Source organism: Belliella calami (assembly GCF_022549695.1).
Classification (GTDB): domain Bacteria; phylum Bacteroidota; class Bacteroidia; order Cytophagales; family Cyclobacteriaceae; genus Belliella; species Belliella calami.
In genome coordinates this window covers 227093-246551 of record NZ_JAKZGS010000001.1, presented here as the reverse complement: position 1 = coordinate 246551, position 19459 = coordinate 227093, and the positions used below count along the sequence as shown (strand labels likewise).

The following is a 19459-nucleotide window of genomic DNA, read 5'->3' as shown; positions in this document are numbered from 1 at the left end:
AGGATAAATTAAATGCACTTTTCATTGAGTGGTAGAAAAGGGGGAGGGGGGAGAATTTAAGATTTTAGATCAAAGATTGGAAGATTTTAAAATTGGGTTTAAAGGTTGGAAGGTTTGAAAGTTGAAAAGTTGGGTTTAGCAAGTGTATTGGTCATTTCGACTATAAGGAGAAATCTCGCACTGAATTCACACAACTGCGTCATATTTATACTTCATCTCCTTAATCTACAACTAGACCTCTCCTGAGATCCAGGTGACTTAGTGGTCATTTCGACTTTACCTCACTTTAGGGAGGCAAGAGAGAAATCTCGCACTGAATTCACACAACTGCGTCATTTTTATACTTCATCTCCTTAATCCACAACTAGACCTCCCCGCAATTCTGCGGGACAAGCTTCTCCTGAATGCTTTCGGGATCGAGGTGACTAAGTGGTCATTTGGAGAAGCGAGACAGAAGCAGGGATGAGATCAACCACGAAGTGGTTAAACTTAGAATAGCCCCGGATTGCTATCCGGGGATCAAAGTCGATGAGCGAAACAACAACCCCGAAGCGGGTTGAACTCTACTAATTGTAAGAAAAAGTGTCAACTATTTTCAGGACGAGACATTTCGACCATAAGGAGAAATCTCGAACTGATTTCACACAACCGAGTCATATTTATGCTTCGTCTCCTTAATCCACAACTAGACCTCTCCTGAGATCGAGGTGACTTAGTGGTCATTTCGACTTTACCTCACTTTAGGGAGGCAAGAGAGAAATCTCGCACTGAATTCACACAACCGAGTCATATTTATACTTCGCCTCCTTAATCCACAACTAGACCTCCCCGCAATTCTGAGGGACAAGCTTCTCCTGAATGCTTTCGGGATCGAGGTGACTAAGTGGTCATTTGGAGAAGCGAGACAGAAGCAGGGATGAGATCAACCCCGAAGGGGTTAAACTTTGAATAGCCCCGGATTGCTATCCGGGGATCAAAGTCGATGAGCGAAACAACAACCCCGAAGCGGGTTGAACTCTACTAATTGTAAGAAAAAGTGTCAACTATTTTCAGGACGAGACATTTCGACCATAGGAGAAATCTCGAACTGATTTCACACAACCGAGTCATATTTATGCTTATCCTTCGATACACCACGGCATATCAAAGATCACTTTGTCTCAAATCTCAAATCTCACATCTCCCCTAAGCCACATCAGCAAAGATTCTTTCCATTCTTCGGAAGTAGAACATGCCGAATACAAAAAATACAACAGCTACGATACTCCCAGGCCAGATCCATTCCCAAGGCATGGGTCTGTTGAGAAAGGCGGCTCTGAAACCCTCGATCACGCCGACCATGGGATTGAGGATGTAATATTTTTGATATTGCTCAGGTACAGCATTCGTGCTATAGACAACTGGTGCAGCGTAAAGGAGGAGTTGGATGACGAAGGTCAGTGCGTGTTTTACATCTCTATACTTCACAGCCATGGCTGACAAAAACATTCCAATCCCCAAAGAAGTCATCAGTAACTGTATGATCAATATTGGCAAAAACAGCAAGCCCCAACCTGGACTGACTTTGAAATAAATCAGCAATCCCACCACCACCACAAAGGCAATCACAAAATCCAAAAGCTTAGAAAGTATAGATGAAAGCGGCAAAACCATTCTCGGAAAATAGACCTTGGTGATCATATTGGCATTTTGGATCAGGCTGTTGGCGGACTCTGTCAAGGTACCAGAAAAGTAATTCCAAGGCCATAGTGCCAAATACGAAAACAAGATATACGGCATGCCATCTGAGTCCACTTTTGCCAAACCTCCAAAAACTACCGTAAACACCAAAGTGGTAAACAAAGGCTGGATAATCGCCCAACTAACACCCAAAATCGATTGAGCATAGCGAGCTTTGATCCCTCTCAAGGTCAGAAAATACAAAAGATCTTTGTATCTCCAGAGTTCCTTGAAATCTATCAATTGCCAGCCACTGGTAGCTTGGATGATTTTTGTTTTGTTAGCTTCTGTGTTCATGCAAGGATTGTATCTAAGGAAATTTTGTCTTCAAAATGAATTATTTTGTATATGAAATTAAGTGTATTTCTTATTCACATGATCTTCGATTTGCACTACTCAAATTAATTTTTTCAAAGCTATGTAATTGATTTGCAAAATTAAACAAACCGAGTAAATTTGTTACTCAAGAGTAAGTTTTTTACTCAATCATCTTGATAAGCACTTCCTGTGACTGAAAGGGCGAAGCTGTGGGGAAAGGAAATCGTTAATTGAGTTATCAGTTAATTAAGTTAATGGTTGATTGGGGGATCAGTAGATTGTCTTTGAAGGTAGGTTTAGGGGGTTAGAAGTTTAAGGGTTTAGGAGATTAGAGAAAATCCTAGTTCAACGTTAATTGTCAATGGTTCAACGTTCAACGTTTTAACGCTTAACACTTCACCACGGAATTCTGTATGATAGGCACAATTAGGCAGATGTGACGAGCTAGTGTACTAATCGACTAATCCCTGCTAACTTAGTCACCCAATGCCCTTAGATGATTTGAGTTTAGAGGTTTAGAAAAAAAGTAAATAAATAGTCAACTGATCACTTAATATCTAATTGAACTAATTCATAATCACCAAATAACAAAAAAATCGTATATTTGCGTTGTATGAAAGACGAAAAAATCAAAAAAGAAGAGATACTTAGGTCAGTTTCTAAAATGATAACTGACAAAGAGTCAGTGCGCTTATACATCAAAGGAAAAATTTCAATCCAAAAGTTAACGAAACAAGGGATTAAGTTTGCAAAACCATTATAATTACGTTTTTGATAAGATCACAAGTACCTACAATTTTGTAACCAAAAACAATATTCTTTATAGAGTTGCATTTTTAGTAGATAACACTTTTTCTTCGATCTCTGGTGAGGATATTTCAAATGTTTTTCAATTAGTTATTGAAAAGGCAAGTGATGAACTTGAGCCATTTGATGCAAAAGTTTCTAAAACAATTGAAAATATTATTGAAGGCTTTTTCAAGAAAACTGAAAACTCTTTAGTTTTTATTTGTTCAGATGAAAAACAAAAAGCCAAAGTTAGACATGCAATTTTTGAAAGGTGGTACAATAACTCAAAGCATAAGGAAGTAATTGTCAAAATTGATAATGAAATAAAATTTCATGCTAGCAACATAGAAATTGAAGTACTCTACACTTCCTTTATGTTTCATGTTAAGAATCCAAACTTTGAAAGACTTATCAAAATTTATAGCCAAATAGAAAAAATTCTTAACGAGGAAAAGTAAACGTTTTGTTTGAAAACAGTATTACTTGATTAGAGAAGCCGCATTAAATGTTAATTAGGTAATCAGTTGAGTAGGGGAATCGTTAATTGTGTTATCAGTTGATTAAGTTAATGGTTAATTGGGGGATCAATAGATTGTCTTTGAAGGTAGGTTTAGGGGGTTAAGAGTTTAGAAGTTTAGGGGGAATCCTAGTTCAACGTTAATGGATTCAACGTTTTAACGCTTAACGATTCAACCCTTAACGCTTAACGCTCTATAAACCAAATCCATGTTAACCGTTAAGCATTCATCGCATAAGTCTTAATGGTCAACCTCCAGATTAACTACTTAAAAAAATGATTCTTTTTGTATAGTCTAATGAACATAATATTACTATTTTTGTATAGTGGAATAAACAAAATTTATGGAATCTCTTTTTGAACTTTATTTTAAACTTTTGAAAACAACAGATTTGAGTTTTCAGAGGAGTATAATGAAGAAAATTAAGTGGGATCAAAGCTTAGTGAAAAAATTGGGATCAATAGGACTACGCTGTTGACTTACTTACACTTTTTGGAAGAATGTGGATTGATCTATGGACTTCATCAAAACGTTGAAGGAATTTCCCTTTTGCAAAAACCTGAAAAAATATATTTAAACAATCCGAATCTTGCTTTTGCTTTGGGCTCAAATGTTGATGTAGGTAATGTAAGAGAGACTTTTTTTCTAAATCAGCTTAGTGCTGAACATCAACTCTCTCTTCCAAAAAACTCCGACTTTCTAATTGATAAAAGCTGGGTGGTGGAAGTTGGTGGTAAAAACAAAAAAAGCAATCCAAATTGTGATATATATGCAATTGATACTATTGAATACGGACATGATAAAAGAATCCCGCTCTGGCTATTCGGTTTTCTATATTGAATTTTATTTAGATTAATTGAATGTTTAGAAGTTTAGAAATAATCCATGTTCAACGTTAATCGTTCAATGTTCAACGTTAATGGTTCAACGTTTTAACGCTTAACGATTTAACCCTTAACGCTTAACCCTTAACATCTACCCCTCTAATCACCTGATCACTTAATAACTAATCCCTAACCCCCAATCAACCAATCGCCAATCCCCAATCAATTGCTCTCCTCCATCGTTACTTCCAAAACCCGAATCAAACTGCTTTTGAAGTTTTTTTCGCACAACAATTCAGGATACTTGCGCTCTTTGGCTAAGGAATTTGACGAGTCAACAAACTCTGTCAGGGTAGAGCTCAATAGGCTGACGGAAGCAGGATTGCTCAACACCGAAGACGAAGGAAAAACCAAAGTCTATCGAGCCAACAAATCCCATCCTTTCTTCGAGGAAATCAGCAACATGGTCTCCAAATTCCTAGGGCTGGACGAACTCATGGAAAAAATAGTCAGACGCATGGGTGCAGTAGAAAAAGCCTATATCGTAGGTGATTATGCCCATGGAAAAGACACTGGAGAAATAGAAGTCCTCCTGATCGGCAAAAACCTCGATCTTAAATACCTGGATTTCCTCAAAGACAAAACCTACGAAAAACTCCAAAGAAAAGTCATCGTCCACCTACAGGAAGAAGAACTAGAGGAAGTAAAGGGAATCATGATATTCGGTGGCTAGAGGGCTCTTGCAAAAGGCGCAGAGAAGCAAAGGAACGCTAAGGGGTTTGGAGAAAGCAAAAGAGAAGCTAAGCCTGTCCCGTTGACTATCGGGAAGACGAGAAGCGAGAAGCGATAGACAGAGAAATATGAGAAAAGAAGCAAGAGACAAAACCCCGATAGGGGTTAAACATTGAATAGCCCCGGGTTTCAACCCGGGGAACATAGAGAAGAATATAAAGATTTAAAACCAACCCCGAAGGGGTTGAATTTCTATAATTGAAACAAAAAGTCTCTATAAAAATCAACACAACTCCTTTGGCTAAAGCCGACTCGATATATGCTGATTTCATAATGGATGGGCTAAAGCACCATCCCAATTCAAGGAGTCTTATTGGTTTTGCAAAAAATCCCTTCATATGAATTGAATCCTGCTTTAGCTGGAGGAAATTCAAAAGCCAAAATGCAAACAAGGCTTTAGCCAAAAAATCATACTTTCAACCATTCCCTCAATCTTCGAATCCCTAATAACTTATTAACCAAATTTACTTATCCCCAAGAAAGTTTAGTGGATTAGGGTTTAGGAGTTTAGAAAAAGACAAATAAAAAGCCAACGGTTCACTTAATCAACCAATAACTTAATCAACTAATTATAAGGATTTTGAATCTTAATTATGTCTAAAATATCTCTATGTAAATACATCTCTTTTCCTACAATTGAAATGAATTCTGGGAAGTTGATCGCTGCTGGTTTTGAAACTGAGATACCTTTTCCTATGCGGAGAATTTACTATTTGATTGGTGTTGGAGCTGATGAGAAAAGGGGTAACCATGCAAATATCAAAAACCAACAGCTGATGGTAGCTATCCAAGGTTCATTCCAAGTAACTGTTGATGATGGTGAACAACAGCAAGTTTTTACATTGGATAAAAATAATGAGGGGCTTTACCTTCCCGAGAAAATTTGGAGAAGTGTCCACTCTTTTTCCCATGATGCCATTTGTATTGTATTCTGTTCCGAAGTTTATGATTCATCGGATTATATCAAAGATTATGAAGAATTTCTAAGACTTAAATGAAAATTGACTTTGCCTAAAGTTCCCAAATTCCTTTTCCCTTACTTGTACGGTTCGGCATTTCATCGGGCATGGTTTTCCTTGTATGGTGTAGTTATCAAAGAAGTGAGGTTCTCATTCAAACAGTTTTTCACTTTTAAACATCCTGTATTTTCATTTTTCCATAGCATTTCTGTCATATTTTCTGCTTTCAATAGAGTGTTGTTAGGAAGGAGCTTGAAGTATTCATTTGCATTTACAGGCGAAGATCGGATTATAGAAGCTCTTTTGTCACCCAAAATTACCGAAGAAGGGTTTTATGTTGAAGTAGGTTCCAATCATCCCAAATTTTTGTCCAATACATATAGCCTTTATAGGAAAGGTTGGAAAGGTATATGTATTGACGCAAATCCAAAATTTAATAAAATCCATAATCGCCTAAGACCAAACGACATTGTAATCACTGCCCTCATATCAAATGAAGAAAATACGAGACCGTTTTACTTTGTACAAAACGATGTGCTTTCTTCAATAGACCAAAAAGTAGTCAATCAATACAGGAAAGATGGATTGGAAGTAAATGAAACGATAATGAAGACTACTACCTTGGCTAAAATATTTGCCAAACATCAAGTGCCAAAATATTTTGATCTTCTCATCATAGATGCAGAAGAACATGATAGAGAAGTTCTGGAAGGTATGGATTGGGAAAATTTTAAGCCGAAATGGGTTATTATAGAGGATGAGACTTGGGGTTTATCAAATAATAGTGACAACAGCATATTGCCTTATATGCTAGATAGAGGATATCAGTTGGAAGGATGGATTTTGAAGAATCTCTATTTTGAATATAAAAAAGAGGCTGAGGCCTGAATACCAAAGGAGTGAAATTAGAAATTCGACCATACCAACAAATGGATCAGGAAACTTGGGATGAAATGATTTCCCAAAGCTTCAATGCCTCTTTGATTCACTTCAGGAGTTATATGGATTATCATCAAGATCGTTTCCACGATGATTCTGTCATGATCTACTTAGATACTCAGTTGGTAGCTGTTTTTCCAGCAACATCTTCTGATTATAAAGTGATAAGTCATAGTGGGTTGACTTTTGGAGGTTTGATTTTTTGTCAGGTTTTAGAAGTCCAATACATATTACGCATCTTTGATGCGCTCAAAAAACACTATGAATTAAAAGGCATCACAAGGATAAAAATTACCGGAGCACCTGAATTTTATTGGACTAGTAAAATTGCTTTTGATAATTTTCAGATTGCTGCAAAAAAAGCGTCTTTCAATGAATGTGATGATAAGATCTACCATACACTCTCACTTCCCACAAAAATCCAAGACCGTGGGAAAAGATGGGGAATCAAATTAGCTCAAGCCAACAACCTAAATATGAGATTATCCAATGATTATAAAGGTTTTTGGGAAAACTTGTTGATACCAAACTTACAGGATCGTCATAATGCCAAGCCAACACATTCACTAGAAGAAATTGTCCTACTTGCAAATAGGTTTCCTTCTAACATTGAACTTCATGTAGTTTATAGAGATGAAGAGATGATGGCGGGGGCTGTCACCTATGCCCATGGTCAAGTCATTCATGTCCAATATACAGCTTCATCCCCAGTAGGAAGAAAATTCAGAGCAGTGGACTTGCTTTACCAAGATATCATTCAACAAGCTTCCTCAAATTTCAAATTCCTTTCCATGGGGATTTCTACAGATCCTAAAACTGGTCAAGCCAACAAAGGATTGGTTAAATGGAAAGAAAGCTGGGGAGCGGTGGGCTATTGTTCCAAGGCTTGGTATATTGATATTTGAGATAAGGATCTTTGGAGAGGTAAGAATTAAAGAGTAATTGATTAATTTCTAATAACATAATCACCAAAAGATGTTTAGTGGATTAGGGTTTAGGAGTTTAGAAAATACAAATAAAAAGCCAACTGATCACTTAATCAATCAATAACTTAATCAACCAAATTAACTAATTATAAGGATTTTGAATTTAAAGAAGAGCATTTTTTATTGGATTACTTTACAGCGAAGAAACTGGTTTGGAGGGTTTTTGAAGAAGGTTTCTCGGACTGTTTTGCATGCTTTGGAGAATAAGAATAATGACAATAATCTCAGTGGCGAATATGCGATTTGGGAAGATTTAAGAGAGCAGCAAATCAAGGTAATATTTGATGTGGGGGCGAATGTTGGGAATTGGTCAAAAACTGTAAGTGGACTCAAAAGTGACTGCATTATCCACGCATTTGAGCCAGTGGAGGAAACATATCAAAAGCTTCTAGAGAATACCAAATCAAACAAACTTATCAGAACGAATAATTTGGCTCTTTCAGAAGAAGAAGAAATTATTGAGTTCAACTTCTATCCAAAAGGTTCTTATTTCAGTTCGATTTATGATAACCAACTTGGAAAAGAGGCCAAAAAAGTCAGCATTAAGTGTGTCAAAGGCGATGATTATTGTCTGGAAAATGGGATTGAAAACATAGATTTTTTGAAAATCGATACTGAAGGCGCTGAGCATAAAGTACTCAAAGGATTCACTAGAATGTTATCTGAAAAAAGAATCAAAATCATACAGTTTGAGTATGGAGATATGTGCATTGATTCAGGGTTTTTATTGAAAGATTACTTTCAGCTACTGGAGGGATATGGTTATAGCATTGGGAAAATTTACCCCAAATGGGTTGAATTTGGGAAGTACGAGAAAAGTATGGAGAATTTTGTTTTGTCGAATTTCTTGGCGGTGTTTAAAGAAAATAATACCTTGAAAATTGTCTAATGAAAAAAATAATTAAAAATCTGTTATCGAAAAATGGAATTCAAATATTAAAAGGCTATCCATTTGAATTTAATTCGACAACTGATTTTAGAGAACTGAAGTTTAAATTAAACTGCCCTTTAGAAGCTTGGTATAGATCAAAGACAGATTGTTTTATAGTTGATGTTGATCTACAAAACCTTTTAGATTTAGATTTTTTTGAAGGGTTTTGGAAAACAGCAATTGATCAATATGAAAATGGAGGTTTTTCAAAGGCTCTTGAATCATTTAAAGAATATTATTCAAAATGTCAATTTGAGAATGTTGCTGATAGGATTGGGATAACTCCATATAAAGATTGGCATTTTTTGTCACCTTGGTATTACGTTGAGCCATGGGAAGCTGTTAGCCCAGAGTCCGCATTTGAAAGAAATTTTAATATGATGGTTAATGAAACAAAAAAATATGGGTTTGAAAATTATAAAATAGATTTTGGTCATAAATCCTTTGGTCCTTTGGTCGATGAATTAGTTGAACTTGAATTAAAAAGGCTGGTAGGGATATACAATTCTATCAAGAAATATGGATTGATTGAAAATAGCAAACTGATAAAAGGAAAAATTTTCGTAGCAAATGATCAAGTAAAAGTTAGGCCTGGTGATGGTTGGCATAGGGTTTTTGGATGTTTGTCTAATAGTTTTAATCGTGTTCCAATGAAATTTAATAAGTTGAATTCAATAGTTAGAAGAGAAGATGTACGCTATTGGCCTAGTGTTAATGCAGGACTTTATTCAAAGAATGAAGCATTAATGGTATTTGATAATTTATTTTCAAAATAATATAAATGGCAATCATCAAAGTCGAAAACCTATCCAAGCGATACCGCTTAGGCTTGAAGGAAAAGCAAGCAAAAACCTTGATTGGACAGTTGAGTAATATCTTCAAATCACCTTATGATAATTTTAAAAAATTAAGGAGTCTAAGTAAGTTTAAACATGAACAATCCTTTTCGGAAGGTCAGGAGGAATCTGTTTTCTGGGCACTTAAGGATATCAACTTCGAAGTGCAACAAGGAGAAGTCTTGGGTATCATTGGAAAAAATGGAGCTGGTAAATCCACTTTGCTTAAAATCCTTTCCCAAATCACAGAACCTACTACAGGCAGAATTGAAATGCATGGCAGGGTAGCGTCCCTATTGGAAGTGGGGACAGGTTTCCACCCCGAGCTATCAGGTCGGGAAAATATCTATATGAATGGGACGATCTTGGGAATGACCAAGCGTGAGATCGATATCAAGCTAGATGAAATTATCGACTTTTCAGGAGTGGAGAAATTTATCGATACACCTGTCAAGTTTTATTCCTCAGGGATGAAAGTTCGACTGGGATTTTCTGTGGCAGCGCATTTAAACCCTGAGATTTTGATTATCGACGAGGTACTTGCGGTAGGAGATTACGAATTCCAACAGAAGTGCTTGGGAAAAATGGAAGATGTGAGTAAGAATCAGGGTAGAACGGTTTTGTTTGTAAGTCACAATATGGTTGCTGTTGAAAATATTTGTTCAAAAATCCTTTTGGTTGAGGATGGGGGTTTAAAGTACAATGGCCAAGTTTCTTATGGAATTGGAAACTATTTAAATACTAATAATTACTTTGAAAATTTACATATTGAGAAAGATGGTGTTTTATTACAATTATTGTTTGAGAATTCTATTATTAAATCAGGTAGTAGTTTAAATATGAGTATAATTTTGAAATCAGAGTTTAATTATGTAGGACTTAGCTTAGCTTTAGGATTCAATAAAAATTCACAAAGGATTTTCACTTTGAATAGTTTTTATCAAACTGGTGAGTTATTTAGTTTAATGAATTTGAAAGAAATAAAAGTGTCTTTAGAAAATCTAGTTTTAATACAAGGGGTTTATGATATTGTGGTTACTTTGTACCAACAAGGAACAAAGTTCAGAGAGTTTTATTCTGTTGGAAAGTTAGATGTTAAACCAGGAGATTATTTCAATACAGGACATATGTTTGACTCAAACTACCAAGGTAATATTTTAATTAAGGCGGAATGGGAGATGTAAATAAGAAAGTAATAAATGTGATTGGCGCTTTTGATAGATATAATTATGGGGATTTATTATTTCCAATAATTTTACGGAATGAATTGGGTGAATCATATAATTATAAGTTTTATAGTATTAGGAATTATAATTATGAAGGATATGGAGGAGTAAGAACAAAATCTATTATCAGGCTATTATTTAAACTCTTATTTAAGCGAAACCAAACTGTAATAATTGCAGGAGGACATGTTATAGGTGCAGGATGGTTAATTTTATTTTTTCATAACTGGAAAGCTTTCAGAATGTTTTTTGAACCAAAATATAGAAAAAAGTATGATGTCTATTTTAATTCGATATTTAATAAAATATTTAGAAGCAGATACCCCTATGTTATTTCTTTACCCTTGCAGAGAAATAACCAAATAATATATAGTTCAGTTGGAGGAACTGTTTATTCCTTGGGGAGGAAAAGTGAACTGATAAAAAACCTCTTTGGAGTAGACTTGTTTTCAGTTAGATCTTCAAGATTGTACGAGTTTGGTGTTGAAAATAACATAAATAGTAAATTAGTTCCTGATTCAGCTATGCTGATTTCAAATTATTTTAAAAAGAGTTTAGCAGAAAATTATTTGGTGTTTCAATGTCATAATTTGAGTAGTGAAATAATTGATGTTCTGGCCGAGCAACTATTTATAATAGCTAATAGAAATGTCAAAAAGAAAATAATCCTTTTACCTATTGGATATGCGAATGGTCACGAGGATTTTATAGCTTTACAGAAACTTAAAAGTCATGATATTTTATGTGATATGCAAAACGTTGTTTATCGCAAAGAAATGTCTGTTTTTGGTATCATCAAAATCATAAGTGGTGCTGAGTGCTTTATTGGTACTAGTCTTCATGGTATAATAACTTCTTTTACTTATAATGTACCGTATTTATGTATAAGTTCATCCTATAAGTTAAAAGAATATATTAAAGATTGGGATTTAAATAATTTAGATAAAAATCCTTTTGATTTTAAATTTATAGAGTTTTACGATAGAGGTCCGTGTCAAATGGTAGTTGATGAAGTTAAAAGGCAAAAGGCTTTAATATTGGACAATTTTCATGAAATGAATAAATTAATTAATGGTTAGATATAGAAAATACCACTTTTGTGAATATACTTTCATGTGTCTTGAATTTATCTAAATCTTTCATATTTTGTAATTTTAACTTTATTGAGGAGACACGTTAAATGTGGTTTTTAAATGGTTTCAATTATAGTCCCAGTATATAATCAACAGCATTTTATAGAAGAGAGACTGTTTTCTATTTTTGAGCAAAAATATCAAGAGTTTGAAGTCATAATTTTAGATGATTTTTCTAGTGATAATAGTTGGGAGGTTATTAAAAAATATGAAAATCATTCCAAAGTATCTGCCTGTATAAAAACCAACCTAAACTCAAAAAGTCCATTTGGTAGATGGAAGGAAGGTTTTGAGTTGGCGAAAGGTGATTTAATTTGGATTGCTGAAGGTGATGATGTTTCAGATGAGAATTTTCTTTTGAGATTAGTGCCATGTTTTTCAGATGAAGATGTGATTGTAGCACACACTAGAAGTTTTGTTTTTAGAGAATCACAAAATAACAAAGTTCTCAATGATTGGTGGGACAATCTCTCACCTTTCATTTGGAATGAGAATTTTATTCTCGAAGGAAAAGTTCTTTTAAATAATTACGGGAGGTTTAAATGTCCAATAGTGAATGTGAGTTCAGCTATTTTTAAAAAAGATGTCGTTGAAGATATAATTATACCAGCAAATTATAGATATGCAGGAGATTGGTTTTTTTGGGGGCAGTTGTTAAAAAAGGGGAAGGTAGCTTACATTTCAGAACCTTTGAATTACATTAGGAGGCATAGTAATTCAGCTACAAATAAACATAAGTCAAATCAATGGCTTATGATAATTGAAAATACAAAAATTGCTAAAATTTTAAATGATAGCTTAAGTCTTAATTTTGAATATCATGCAAATTACTTGTGGCTTCTTCAAATGTGGAAAAAACAAGCACGCTTAGATATCATTCAAGGTGTTTTTTATTCGTTTAAATATTTACCGCTTTCTTTTTTGCTTAAAGTATACTTTAAATAGGTAATGTCAATCCCCAAAATAATCCATTTCTGCTGGTTTGGAAAAGGTGAAATGTCTCCTTTGGAAAAACGATGTATGGCTTCGTGGAAAAAATATTGTCCTGATTTTCAGATTAAGTTGTGGAATGAAAATAATTTTGATGTTAATTATTGTGAGTTTACTAGTGAGGCTTATAAATTAGGTAAATATGCTTTTGTTTCAGATGTAGCCAGGCTTTATGCTTTGCAGCAAGAGGGAGGGATTTATATGGATACAGATATGTTGCTTTTAAAACCTTTTCCTGAAAATCTTTTAGAAAAGATGGTCTTTGTAGGAAAAGAAACACCAAAATTTTTAAATGCAGCAGTTATTGGGTCAGAATCAAATACTTTATTTTTGGAAAAAGGATTACAATTTTATTCAAATCTTACTTTTGGAGAAAAAAGAATTTTAATTCCTCAAGTTATGAATGAGATTTATTCGAAAATGATCGAATCTTTGGGGGGAGACAATAATCAACTATGTGTTTTAGATAAAATATATTTTTATCCATTACCATACAAGTTGAGGAATTTCCATTGGAATAATTTTATAGAAGAAGAAACAATAGCTGTTCATTTATGGAGTGCTTCCTGGCACTCGTCAAGTAAAGGGAATTACTTAAATCAACTCACCAAAAAGCTAAAGTACTGGATTTCGAAATACTATATTCCAAAGTCTTTTTTAAAATATGCCCAAGACAACTGAATTTTATAAATTTTGCGTAATCATTCCGTGCTACAATCAAGCTCATTTTTTAAGTGATAGCTTGAATTCAGTAATAAATCAAGATTATAGAAATTTAGAAATACTCGTCATAAATGATGGTAGTACAGACAATTTCGACTTAGTAATGTCTTCATTTATTAAAAAAGATAATAGAATAAAAATTTATTCTCAACCAAATCAAGGACTTTCTGCTACCCGTAATACAGGTTTAAAGTATGCAAATGGTGATTTTATAGTTTTTTTGGATGCAGATGATTGGCTTGAGATAGACTTTTTTAAGAATTATTCAAAAGTAATTAATCAGTTTCCTGACTTTGAATTGTATCGATGTGGCTACTCATATTGGTCTTTAGATAGAGGTAAAAGGTATCATACACACTTACCATCCAATGATGGTTTGCTTTATCCGAATGTGGTCAAAGAAAACATTGGAGCTTGTCATTCTATTTTAATTAAAAAGTCAATTGCAGATCAGTTAGGTGGATTTGACATTTCATTGAAAAGTTGTGAAGATTGGGATTACTGGGTTAGAGCAGGGAAACTAGGTGCTAAGATTAAATCAATACCGATAGATTTGGTAGGCTATAGATATATTACGGATAGTATGAGTAGGAATGCAAAGGTGATGTATACTTCATTAAGTAAAGTAATTCAAAGATCTGTGAAAAAAGATTTTAGAATTTCTTCTGAATCAATGTTTAATCAAGATTTGAATTGGGATACTTCTCAATTAATAAAAAATCAATTCATCAAATGCTTAGGTGTACTTTTGTATCAAGGGAATGTGGAAGATGCTCTCAAATGGTATGAAGAAGAACATGGGAAATGGGAATGGGAATTTGAGGTTAAAGAGTTCGCAATAATGAATTCTCAACTATCCTTTAAGTACTTTTTAGATAGTGAAAATATTCAATATCTCTTCGTAAAAGTTTTGCCAAGCTTTGAGTGTTTTTTTAAGAATATTGGCTATTCATGTAATGATGTTGTCAAGTTAATACAAATAGTTTTTGAACCTCAATTTAAAAAAAAGAATCATTTGAAATTTGGCAAGTACTTAGGTAAAGTACTAAATACTTTTAGCATATATAATGTTTAAGGTTTCGGTGATTATACCCATCTATAATGTCGCTGAGTTTGTAGAACAAGCTGTAGAGTCTGCTGTACATTTACTTGAAGTAGCTGAAATAATCTTGGTTGAAGATGGGTCTCCAGACAATAGCCTAGAAGTTTGTTTGGAATTGAAGAAAATGTATAACAAGATAAAGGTGTTTCAGCATTTTGATGAGAAAAACAAAGGTATTAGTGCCAGTAGAAATTTAGGGATAATGGAAGCAGAGTCAAAATATATAGCATTCTTGGATGCGGATGATTGGTACTTGCCCCATAGATTTAAAAAAGACAAACAGATTTTTGAAACTATAGATTCAATAGATGCTGTATATTCTACTACTATTTTAGAAGAGCATGTTGGAAACAATGATTTGAGGTATGGTATTACATTCAACCCAAAAGATAAATGGGGGAGATGTTCAGAGCCTATGGAGTTTTATAAAATAAAAACTGAAGCTAGGAATGTTTTATTTCATACCAACTCCATTACCATTCGTAAGGAGTTTTTGGTTAAAGATAAGCTTTTTGATACTAGATTAAAACTACACGAAGATTCAGAGTTGTGGAATAGATTATTAAGAAGAGGGTGTTTTGAGGCATCAGAATGGGAAAATCCGGTAGCTGTTATCAGAAGACATTCTAAGAATAATATTATAAAAAGAAATTGGAAAAGCCATTTGAAAATGATTGCAGTACAAATTGATAATATAGGTTTAGAAAATCTACAAACATTTGAAATTGTTGATTTATACTCAAGAGTTATTAGGTTACAAAGTAAGCGGTTTGTAAATCATTGGATAAGAAGGGTTTATTTTTACAGTTCTTATTCATTTAATTTTTTTAGTAAAAAGAGCTTCTTGGAAAAGATAAGAAAAGCTTATGCCATTGATTAGTGTGATTATACCTACTTACAATCGTGCACACGTGTTGCCTAATTCAATAAAAAGTGTCTTGGATCAGTCCTTTGAGGATTGGGAATTGATTGTAGTGGACGATGGGAGTGAAGACAATACCAAGGAAATGGTAGAAGAATTTTTAATGGATAGTCGCGTTTCTTATTATTTCCAAAAAAACAAAGGCGTATCTGAGGCAAGAAATCATGGAGCAAAAATATCAAAAGGCGATTATTTAATATTTCTTGATTCAGATGATCGATTAGCTAAAGAGAGTATTTATCATTTCCGCAAAAAAATAAAAACAACAAGTTTTGATGTTGTTTTTTCTTGGGTAAAGTTGATCTCTGAAGAAAAGAAAAGTTGGGAAATTAAGAAAATGCATAAGAATTATCCTTGTGACAAAAATGATATGCCAAAAGGAGTTTATTTACCAGGAGCTTTTTGTATTAAAAAGGAGTTGTTTTTTTCCGTAGGAAGCTATGACCCGAACTTACATTATGGAGAGAATACTGATTTGTTTTTGAGATTACATATTAGAAAGTATTCATATGGATTTGTAGAATACACATCACTTTTACATTTTGTAGGTAATAAATCTGGCCTAAGCTCCAACCTTAAAGAAATTCTCAATTCAAATTTAATTTTACTTGAGAAGCATAGTGAATATTTTAAAAAAAACTCTATTACTTATTCATCATACTTACAAGTAGCTGGCGTTTGCTTTTTAAGATTTGGTAAATATAGTCAGGCCTCAAAATGTTTTTGGAAGGCATATAGATTGAACCCCAGAAGAATTAGTTCTCTAAGCCGTTGGATTGTTTCAAAAAGTTCTTTTTTGTCCAATTTTTTTTACCCTTTAAAGTCAATTTGATTTTCCAATTATGGCAAAAATAGTTTCAATTTTCTTCAAATCACCTCGAATAAAAACAAAATATGATTCATCTCTTTTGAATTTAAAAAGATGGATAAAAAATGAATTTTCTAATTCACATACTTTAAAAGAGCTGGAAAACACAACAACGTTCCACTCTATTATCGGATATTTCGAAGAATTGAATTTGGATATTAATCATGGACTCCTTGGTTTTGCAGAGATTGGTGAATGGAAAAAGATGGGGATTGTGCCAGATGGAAATTATTTTATTTTTCGAAAGGAATCTGAAAATTTAGAGCTTCTCTCAGATTCTACAGGGTCGAGAACAATCTGGTATTTTAGTAATGATGAATTTTTTGCATTTTCATCTAGCCAATTTTCCGTAATTAAATTTTTAGGAAATTTTGAATTTAATGAAAAAGTAGTGCCGTGGATGTTAAGCTCTGGGACATTGGGACCTAATAATAGTTGGGATAAGAGAATAAACTTTCTTAATAGAAATTCTTTGTTGAAGTATAACTTCGATAATAATAATATTGAAATTAAAAATATTGAAAAACAATATTATTCAGACAATACAAAATTACCATCTATTGAATCATGTTTTAAATGTAGCTTTGATCAGGTAACTATTGAAAGTAATTGTACAGGCCATCTTTTGTCCGGTGGAATAGAAAGTAGAATTCTTTTACATTTTATTGCTATACCAAATCAATTGAGGTGTTATACATGGACTTTTAAAGAATTTTTAAAACAAAAGGATAGTGATGTTAATGTAGCAATTAGGTTGACTAACAAATGTGGTCTTGAGCATCATATTCTACCTTTAGAAAATGAATCTTTAAACGTAAATGAAATATTTGATAGGTTTTTGAAGTATGGTGAAGGAAGAGTAGATCATATTTCAGGCTATTTGGATGGTTTTAAAATATGGTCAGACTTTCAAAATAGCAGGGTAAAAAATATCGTTAGAGGAGATCATAATTTTGGTGTTTCAAAATCACACTCTCCAAGAATGGCAAGAAAAACCCAAGGATGTGAGTTAGTAAATGATTTTAAAAATTTGAATAATCTTTTATTATCTGATCAGAAAGATATTGATATAATTATAGAAGATAAAAATGAAAAGAACTTAAATTATTCTTTGAGATTAGCAAGAAACTTTAGAAAGCAATATGTTAATAGTGCTTTAACTGATTTAAAACTTGCTTTTGTTGAAATTCATAATCCTTTACTTAACAATAAAGTTGTTGAGTATTCTGAAAAAATTCAGTCAAAAATCCTTCTAGATAAAAAGCTTACTAGGCATCTAATAAATAAATATTTTCCTGATATCCCTTTTGCTAGGAAAACGTCTATTGGAGATATGAATGTGATATTAAGCGAGTCATTTAAAGGTTTAATTTGTAGTTATTTGAATAGTGTTCATGAAAGGGACTGGTCGAGGTTAGGTTTGAATTCAGTAGAGATAAGCAAAATACTAAACGACCTGAATAATAATTCAAATGTAGTTAATCCTAAATCTAAAAACTGGTTAAAAGAGTATATTCCAAAAAACATCAAAAAATTTTTTAGCAAATATAAAAAGGAAGAAGTCCCAAAAATACGTTTGCTTTTTAGAATATTCATAATAGTAAAAGTTTATGAAAAACTTAGTACAGAATAATCTGAGTATTCTATCTGAAATATTCTATTTGTTAAATTAAATAATAGTAATTGAAAATCCTCTTCATCCAAGACACATTAATCAATGCAGGTACAGAAAAAAGCCTGTTACAGATTTTGCCGTTTTTTTCGAAAGAGGTTGATTTTAAGGTAGTTTATTTATACCCAAGACATGACCTTCGAGAAGAATATCTTGAAGCAGGAATTCCATTGGAGTTTTTGGATTTAGAAGGGAAATATGATTTTTGGAAGGGGTATTTTCGCTTAAAGCAATTGGTGGAAAATGAGCAGCCCGATTTGTTGGTTTCCTCTCTTTTAAGAGCCAATTTAGTTGCAAGACTAATAAGCTTTAGAACAGGAATTCCATTGATAGGTACATTTGTAAGCGATAGTTACAGTGCCAATCGTATTGGAGCAAAAGGTGTGATTCAACATTTAAAATTCAAATTCTTTTGGGCATTGGATCGCATGACGGCAGGAATTCCGAAGCGGTATATTTCCAATTCTCGCTATATAGCCGAATCCCATGTAAGGACATTGGGAGTTCCCTTGTCGAAATCTATTGTAGTCTATAGGGGAAGAGCTGTTCCGATGCAAGTTTGGAAGGCAAGTCAGGGAGATGTTTTTAGGTTTATTTCCTTCGGACGCTTATTACAAGTGAAAGGCTTCGGGGAATTGATTGAGGCTTTTGGGAAAGTAAATGGGAAATATCCAAAGAGCAGTTTGGTGATCTATGGAGAAGGAAACCACCGCTCTGAACTTGAGAAATTGATAGAGCAGCTTGGATTGAAAGACAAAGTTTCACTCCCCGGAGTAATCTCAAATGTCACCGAGAAACTTTATGATGCAGATTGCTTTGTTTTTCCATCTTGGTACGAAGGGTTTTCAGGAGCATTGGTAGAAGCCATGATGTCAGGAATTCCCATCATCGCTTCCGATATCCCCATGAACTTGGAAGCCGTGAAAGCTGATCAGAGTGCATTGGTTTATCCTGTAAAGGATGTTGAAGTTTTGGCTGCCAAGATGATGGAAGCCATTGCAGAACCTGATAAGATGAAGAAATTGGGACAATCAGCGAGAGAAGAAGCTATACAGCGCTTTGAAATCAGCAAAATAGCTTACGAATACGAAAAGGTGTTAAAGGATTTTTTTGATAGTAATTGAGGTCGGAATGCTCTGTGAGGACACAGAACATGGGGTTTGGTTAAAAAAGAAAAAGGATGTTCTGTGAGGACACAGAACATGGTTGTCA

General features: G+C 33.7%; 18 protein-coding genes. 17 read left to right on the top strand and 1 reads right to left on the bottom strand.

Annotated features, from left to right (window positions below):
- Positions 1 to 1185: 1185 nt before the first annotated feature.
- Positions 1186 to 2016 (bottom strand): ABC transporter permease, encoded by an 831-nt coding sequence (locus MM236_RS00940; RefSeq protein WP_241273047.1) that lies wholly within the window; start codon positions 2014 to 2016, stop codon positions 1186 to 1188.
- A 767-nt stretch (positions 2017 to 2783) separates the two neighbouring features.
- Between MM236_RS00940 and MM236_RS00935 the strand changes: the two genes are divergently transcribed.
- The 17 genes from MM236_RS00935 to MM236_RS00855 all read left to right on the top strand — a co-directional run bounded on the left by MM236_RS00935 (position 2784) and on the right by MM236_RS00855 (position 19371).
- The gene (locus MM236_RS00935; RefSeq protein WP_241273046.1) at positions 2784 to 3284 is read left to right on the top strand and encodes a DUF6169 family protein; all 501 of its coding nucleotides are present in this window, start codon (positions 2784 to 2786) and stop codon (positions 3282 to 3284) included.
- A 567-nt stretch (positions 3285 to 3851) separates the two neighbouring features.
- Positions 3852 to 4184, top strand: coding sequence for a hypothetical protein (locus tag MM236_RS00930; protein WP_241273045.1), 333 nt, complete (start codon positions 3852 to 3854; stop codon positions 4182 to 4184).
- 210 nt (positions 4185 to 4394) lie between these two features.
- Positions 4395 to 4901 carry a winged helix-turn-helix domain-containing protein gene (locus MM236_RS00925; protein WP_241273044.1) on the top strand — a complete coding sequence of 169 codons (507 nt, stop codon included), beginning with the start codon at positions 4395 to 4397 and terminating at the stop codon, positions 4899 to 4901.
- A gap of 652 nt (positions 4902 to 5553) precedes the next feature.
- Positions 5554 to 5958 (top strand): sugar 3,4-ketoisomerase, encoded by a 405-nt coding sequence (locus tag MM236_RS00920; protein WP_241273043.1) that lies wholly within the window; start codon positions 5554 to 5556, stop codon positions 5956 to 5958.
- A 9-nt stretch (positions 5959 to 5967) separates the two neighbouring features.
- Positions 5968 to 6807, top strand: a complete 840-nt coding sequence (locus tag MM236_RS00915; protein ID WP_241273042.1) for an FkbM family methyltransferase — start codon at positions 5968 to 5970, stop codon at positions 6805 to 6807.
- A gap of 11 nt (positions 6808 to 6818) precedes the next feature.
- A complete protein-coding gene (locus MM236_RS19740; RefSeq protein ID WP_241273041.1) occupies positions 6819 to 7763 on the top strand; it encodes a GNAT family N-acetyltransferase in 945 nt (314 codons plus the stop codon).
- A 178-nt stretch (positions 7764 to 7941) separates the two neighbouring features.
- Positions 7942 to 8733 (top strand): FkbM family methyltransferase, encoded by a 792-nt coding sequence (locus MM236_RS00905; RefSeq protein WP_241273040.1) that lies wholly within the window; start codon positions 7942 to 7944, stop codon positions 8731 to 8733.
- On the top strand, positions 8733 to 9551 hold the full coding sequence (locus MM236_RS00900; RefSeq protein WP_241273039.1) for a hypothetical protein: 819 nt from the start codon (positions 8733 to 8735) through the stop codon (positions 9549 to 9551). Before MM236_RS00905 ends, MM236_RS00900 begins: the two co-directional genes overlap by 1 nt.
- A gap of 5 nt (positions 9552 to 9556) precedes the next feature.
- Entirely contained in the window at positions 9557 to 10795 is a 1239-nt protein-coding gene (locus MM236_RS19830) for an ABC transporter ATP-binding protein (RefSeq protein WP_241273038.1), read from the top strand.
- On the top strand, positions 10783 to 11916 hold the full coding sequence (locus tag MM236_RS00890; RefSeq protein ID WP_241273037.1) for a polysaccharide pyruvyl transferase family protein: 1134 nt from the start codon (positions 10783 to 10785) through the stop codon (positions 11914 to 11916). The genes MM236_RS19830 and MM236_RS00890 overlap by 13 nt, the downstream gene beginning before the upstream one ends.
- A 114-nt stretch (positions 11917 to 12030) precedes the next feature.
- The gene (locus MM236_RS00885; RefSeq protein WP_241273036.1) at positions 12031 to 12915 is read left to right on the top strand and encodes a glycosyltransferase family 2 protein; all 885 of its coding nucleotides are present in this window, start codon (positions 12031 to 12033) and stop codon (positions 12913 to 12915) included.
- Positions 12916 to 12918: 3 nt separating this feature from the next.
- Positions 12919 to 13641, top strand: coding sequence for a glycosyltransferase family 32 protein (locus tag MM236_RS00880; protein WP_255742181.1), 723 nt, complete (start codon positions 12919 to 12921; stop codon positions 13639 to 13641).
- Complete coding sequence (locus MM236_RS00875; RefSeq protein ID WP_241273034.1) at positions 13625 to 14758, top strand: glycosyltransferase family 2 protein; 1134 nt, start codon at positions 13625 to 13627, stop codon at positions 14756 to 14758. Before MM236_RS00880 ends, MM236_RS00875 begins: the two co-directional genes overlap by 17 nt.
- Complete coding sequence (locus MM236_RS00870) at positions 14751 to 15665, top strand: glycosyltransferase family 2 protein (protein WP_241273033.1); 915 nt, start codon at positions 14751 to 14753, stop codon at positions 15663 to 15665. The genes MM236_RS00875 and MM236_RS00870 overlap by 8 nt, the downstream gene beginning before the upstream one ends.
- The gene (locus tag MM236_RS00865) at positions 15652 to 16539 is read left to right on the top strand and encodes a glycosyltransferase family 2 protein (protein ID WP_241273032.1); all 888 of its coding nucleotides are present in this window, start codon (positions 15652 to 15654) and stop codon (positions 16537 to 16539) included. The genes MM236_RS00870 and MM236_RS00865 overlap by 14 nt, the downstream gene beginning before the upstream one ends.
- Before the next feature lie 10 nt (positions 16540 to 16549).
- Positions 16550 to 18208, top strand: a complete 1659-nt coding sequence (locus MM236_RS00860) for an asparagine synthase-related protein (protein WP_241273031.1) — start codon at positions 16550 to 16552, stop codon at positions 18206 to 18208.
- Between the two features lie 50 nt (positions 18209 to 18258).
- Positions 18259 to 19371, top strand: coding sequence for a glycosyltransferase (locus tag MM236_RS00855; protein ID WP_241273030.1), 1113 nt, complete (start codon positions 18259 to 18261; stop codon positions 19369 to 19371).
- Positions 19372 to 19459: the final 88 nt, after the last annotated feature.

Coding starts and splice junctions, on each gene's coding strand:
- MM236_RS00900 (WP_241273039.1), top strand. CDS start 8,733: ATGAAAAAAATAATTAAAAATCTGTTATCGAAAAATGGAATTCAAATA.
- MM236_RS00890 (WP_241273037.1), top strand. CDS start 10,783: ATGGGAGATGTAAATAAGAAAGTAATAAATGTGATTGGCGCTTTTGAT.
- MM236_RS00860 (WP_241273031.1), top strand. CDS start 16,550: ATGGCAAAAATAGTTTCAATTTTCTTCAAATCACCTCGAATAAAAACA.
- MM236_RS00865 (WP_241273032.1), top strand. CDS start 15,652: ATGCCATTGATTAGTGTGATTATACCTACTTACAATCGTGCACACGTG.
- MM236_RS00920 (WP_241273043.1), top strand. CDS start 5,554: ATGTCTAAAATATCTCTATGTAAATACATCTCTTTTCCTACAATTGAA.
- MM236_RS00875 (WP_241273034.1), top strand. CDS start 13,625: ATGCCCAAGACAACTGAATTTTATAAATTTTGCGTAATCATTCCGTGC.
- MM236_RS00885 (WP_241273036.1), top strand. CDS start 12,031: ATGGTTTCAATTATAGTCCCAGTATATAATCAACAGCATTTTATAGAA.
- MM236_RS00940 (WP_241273047.1), bottom strand. CDS start 2,016: ATGAACACAGAAGCTAACAAAACAAAAATCATCCAAGCTACCAGTGGC.
- MM236_RS00870 (WP_241273033.1), top strand. CDS start 14,751: ATGTTTAAGGTTTCGGTGATTATACCCATCTATAATGTCGCTGAGTTT.
- MM236_RS00880 (WP_255742181.1), top strand. CDS start 12,919: ATGTCAATCCCCAAAATAATCCATTTCTGCTGGTTTGGAAAAGGTGAA.
- MM236_RS19830 (WP_241273038.1), top strand. CDS start 9,557: ATGGCAATCATCAAAGTCGAAAACCTATCCAAGCGATACCGCTTAGGC.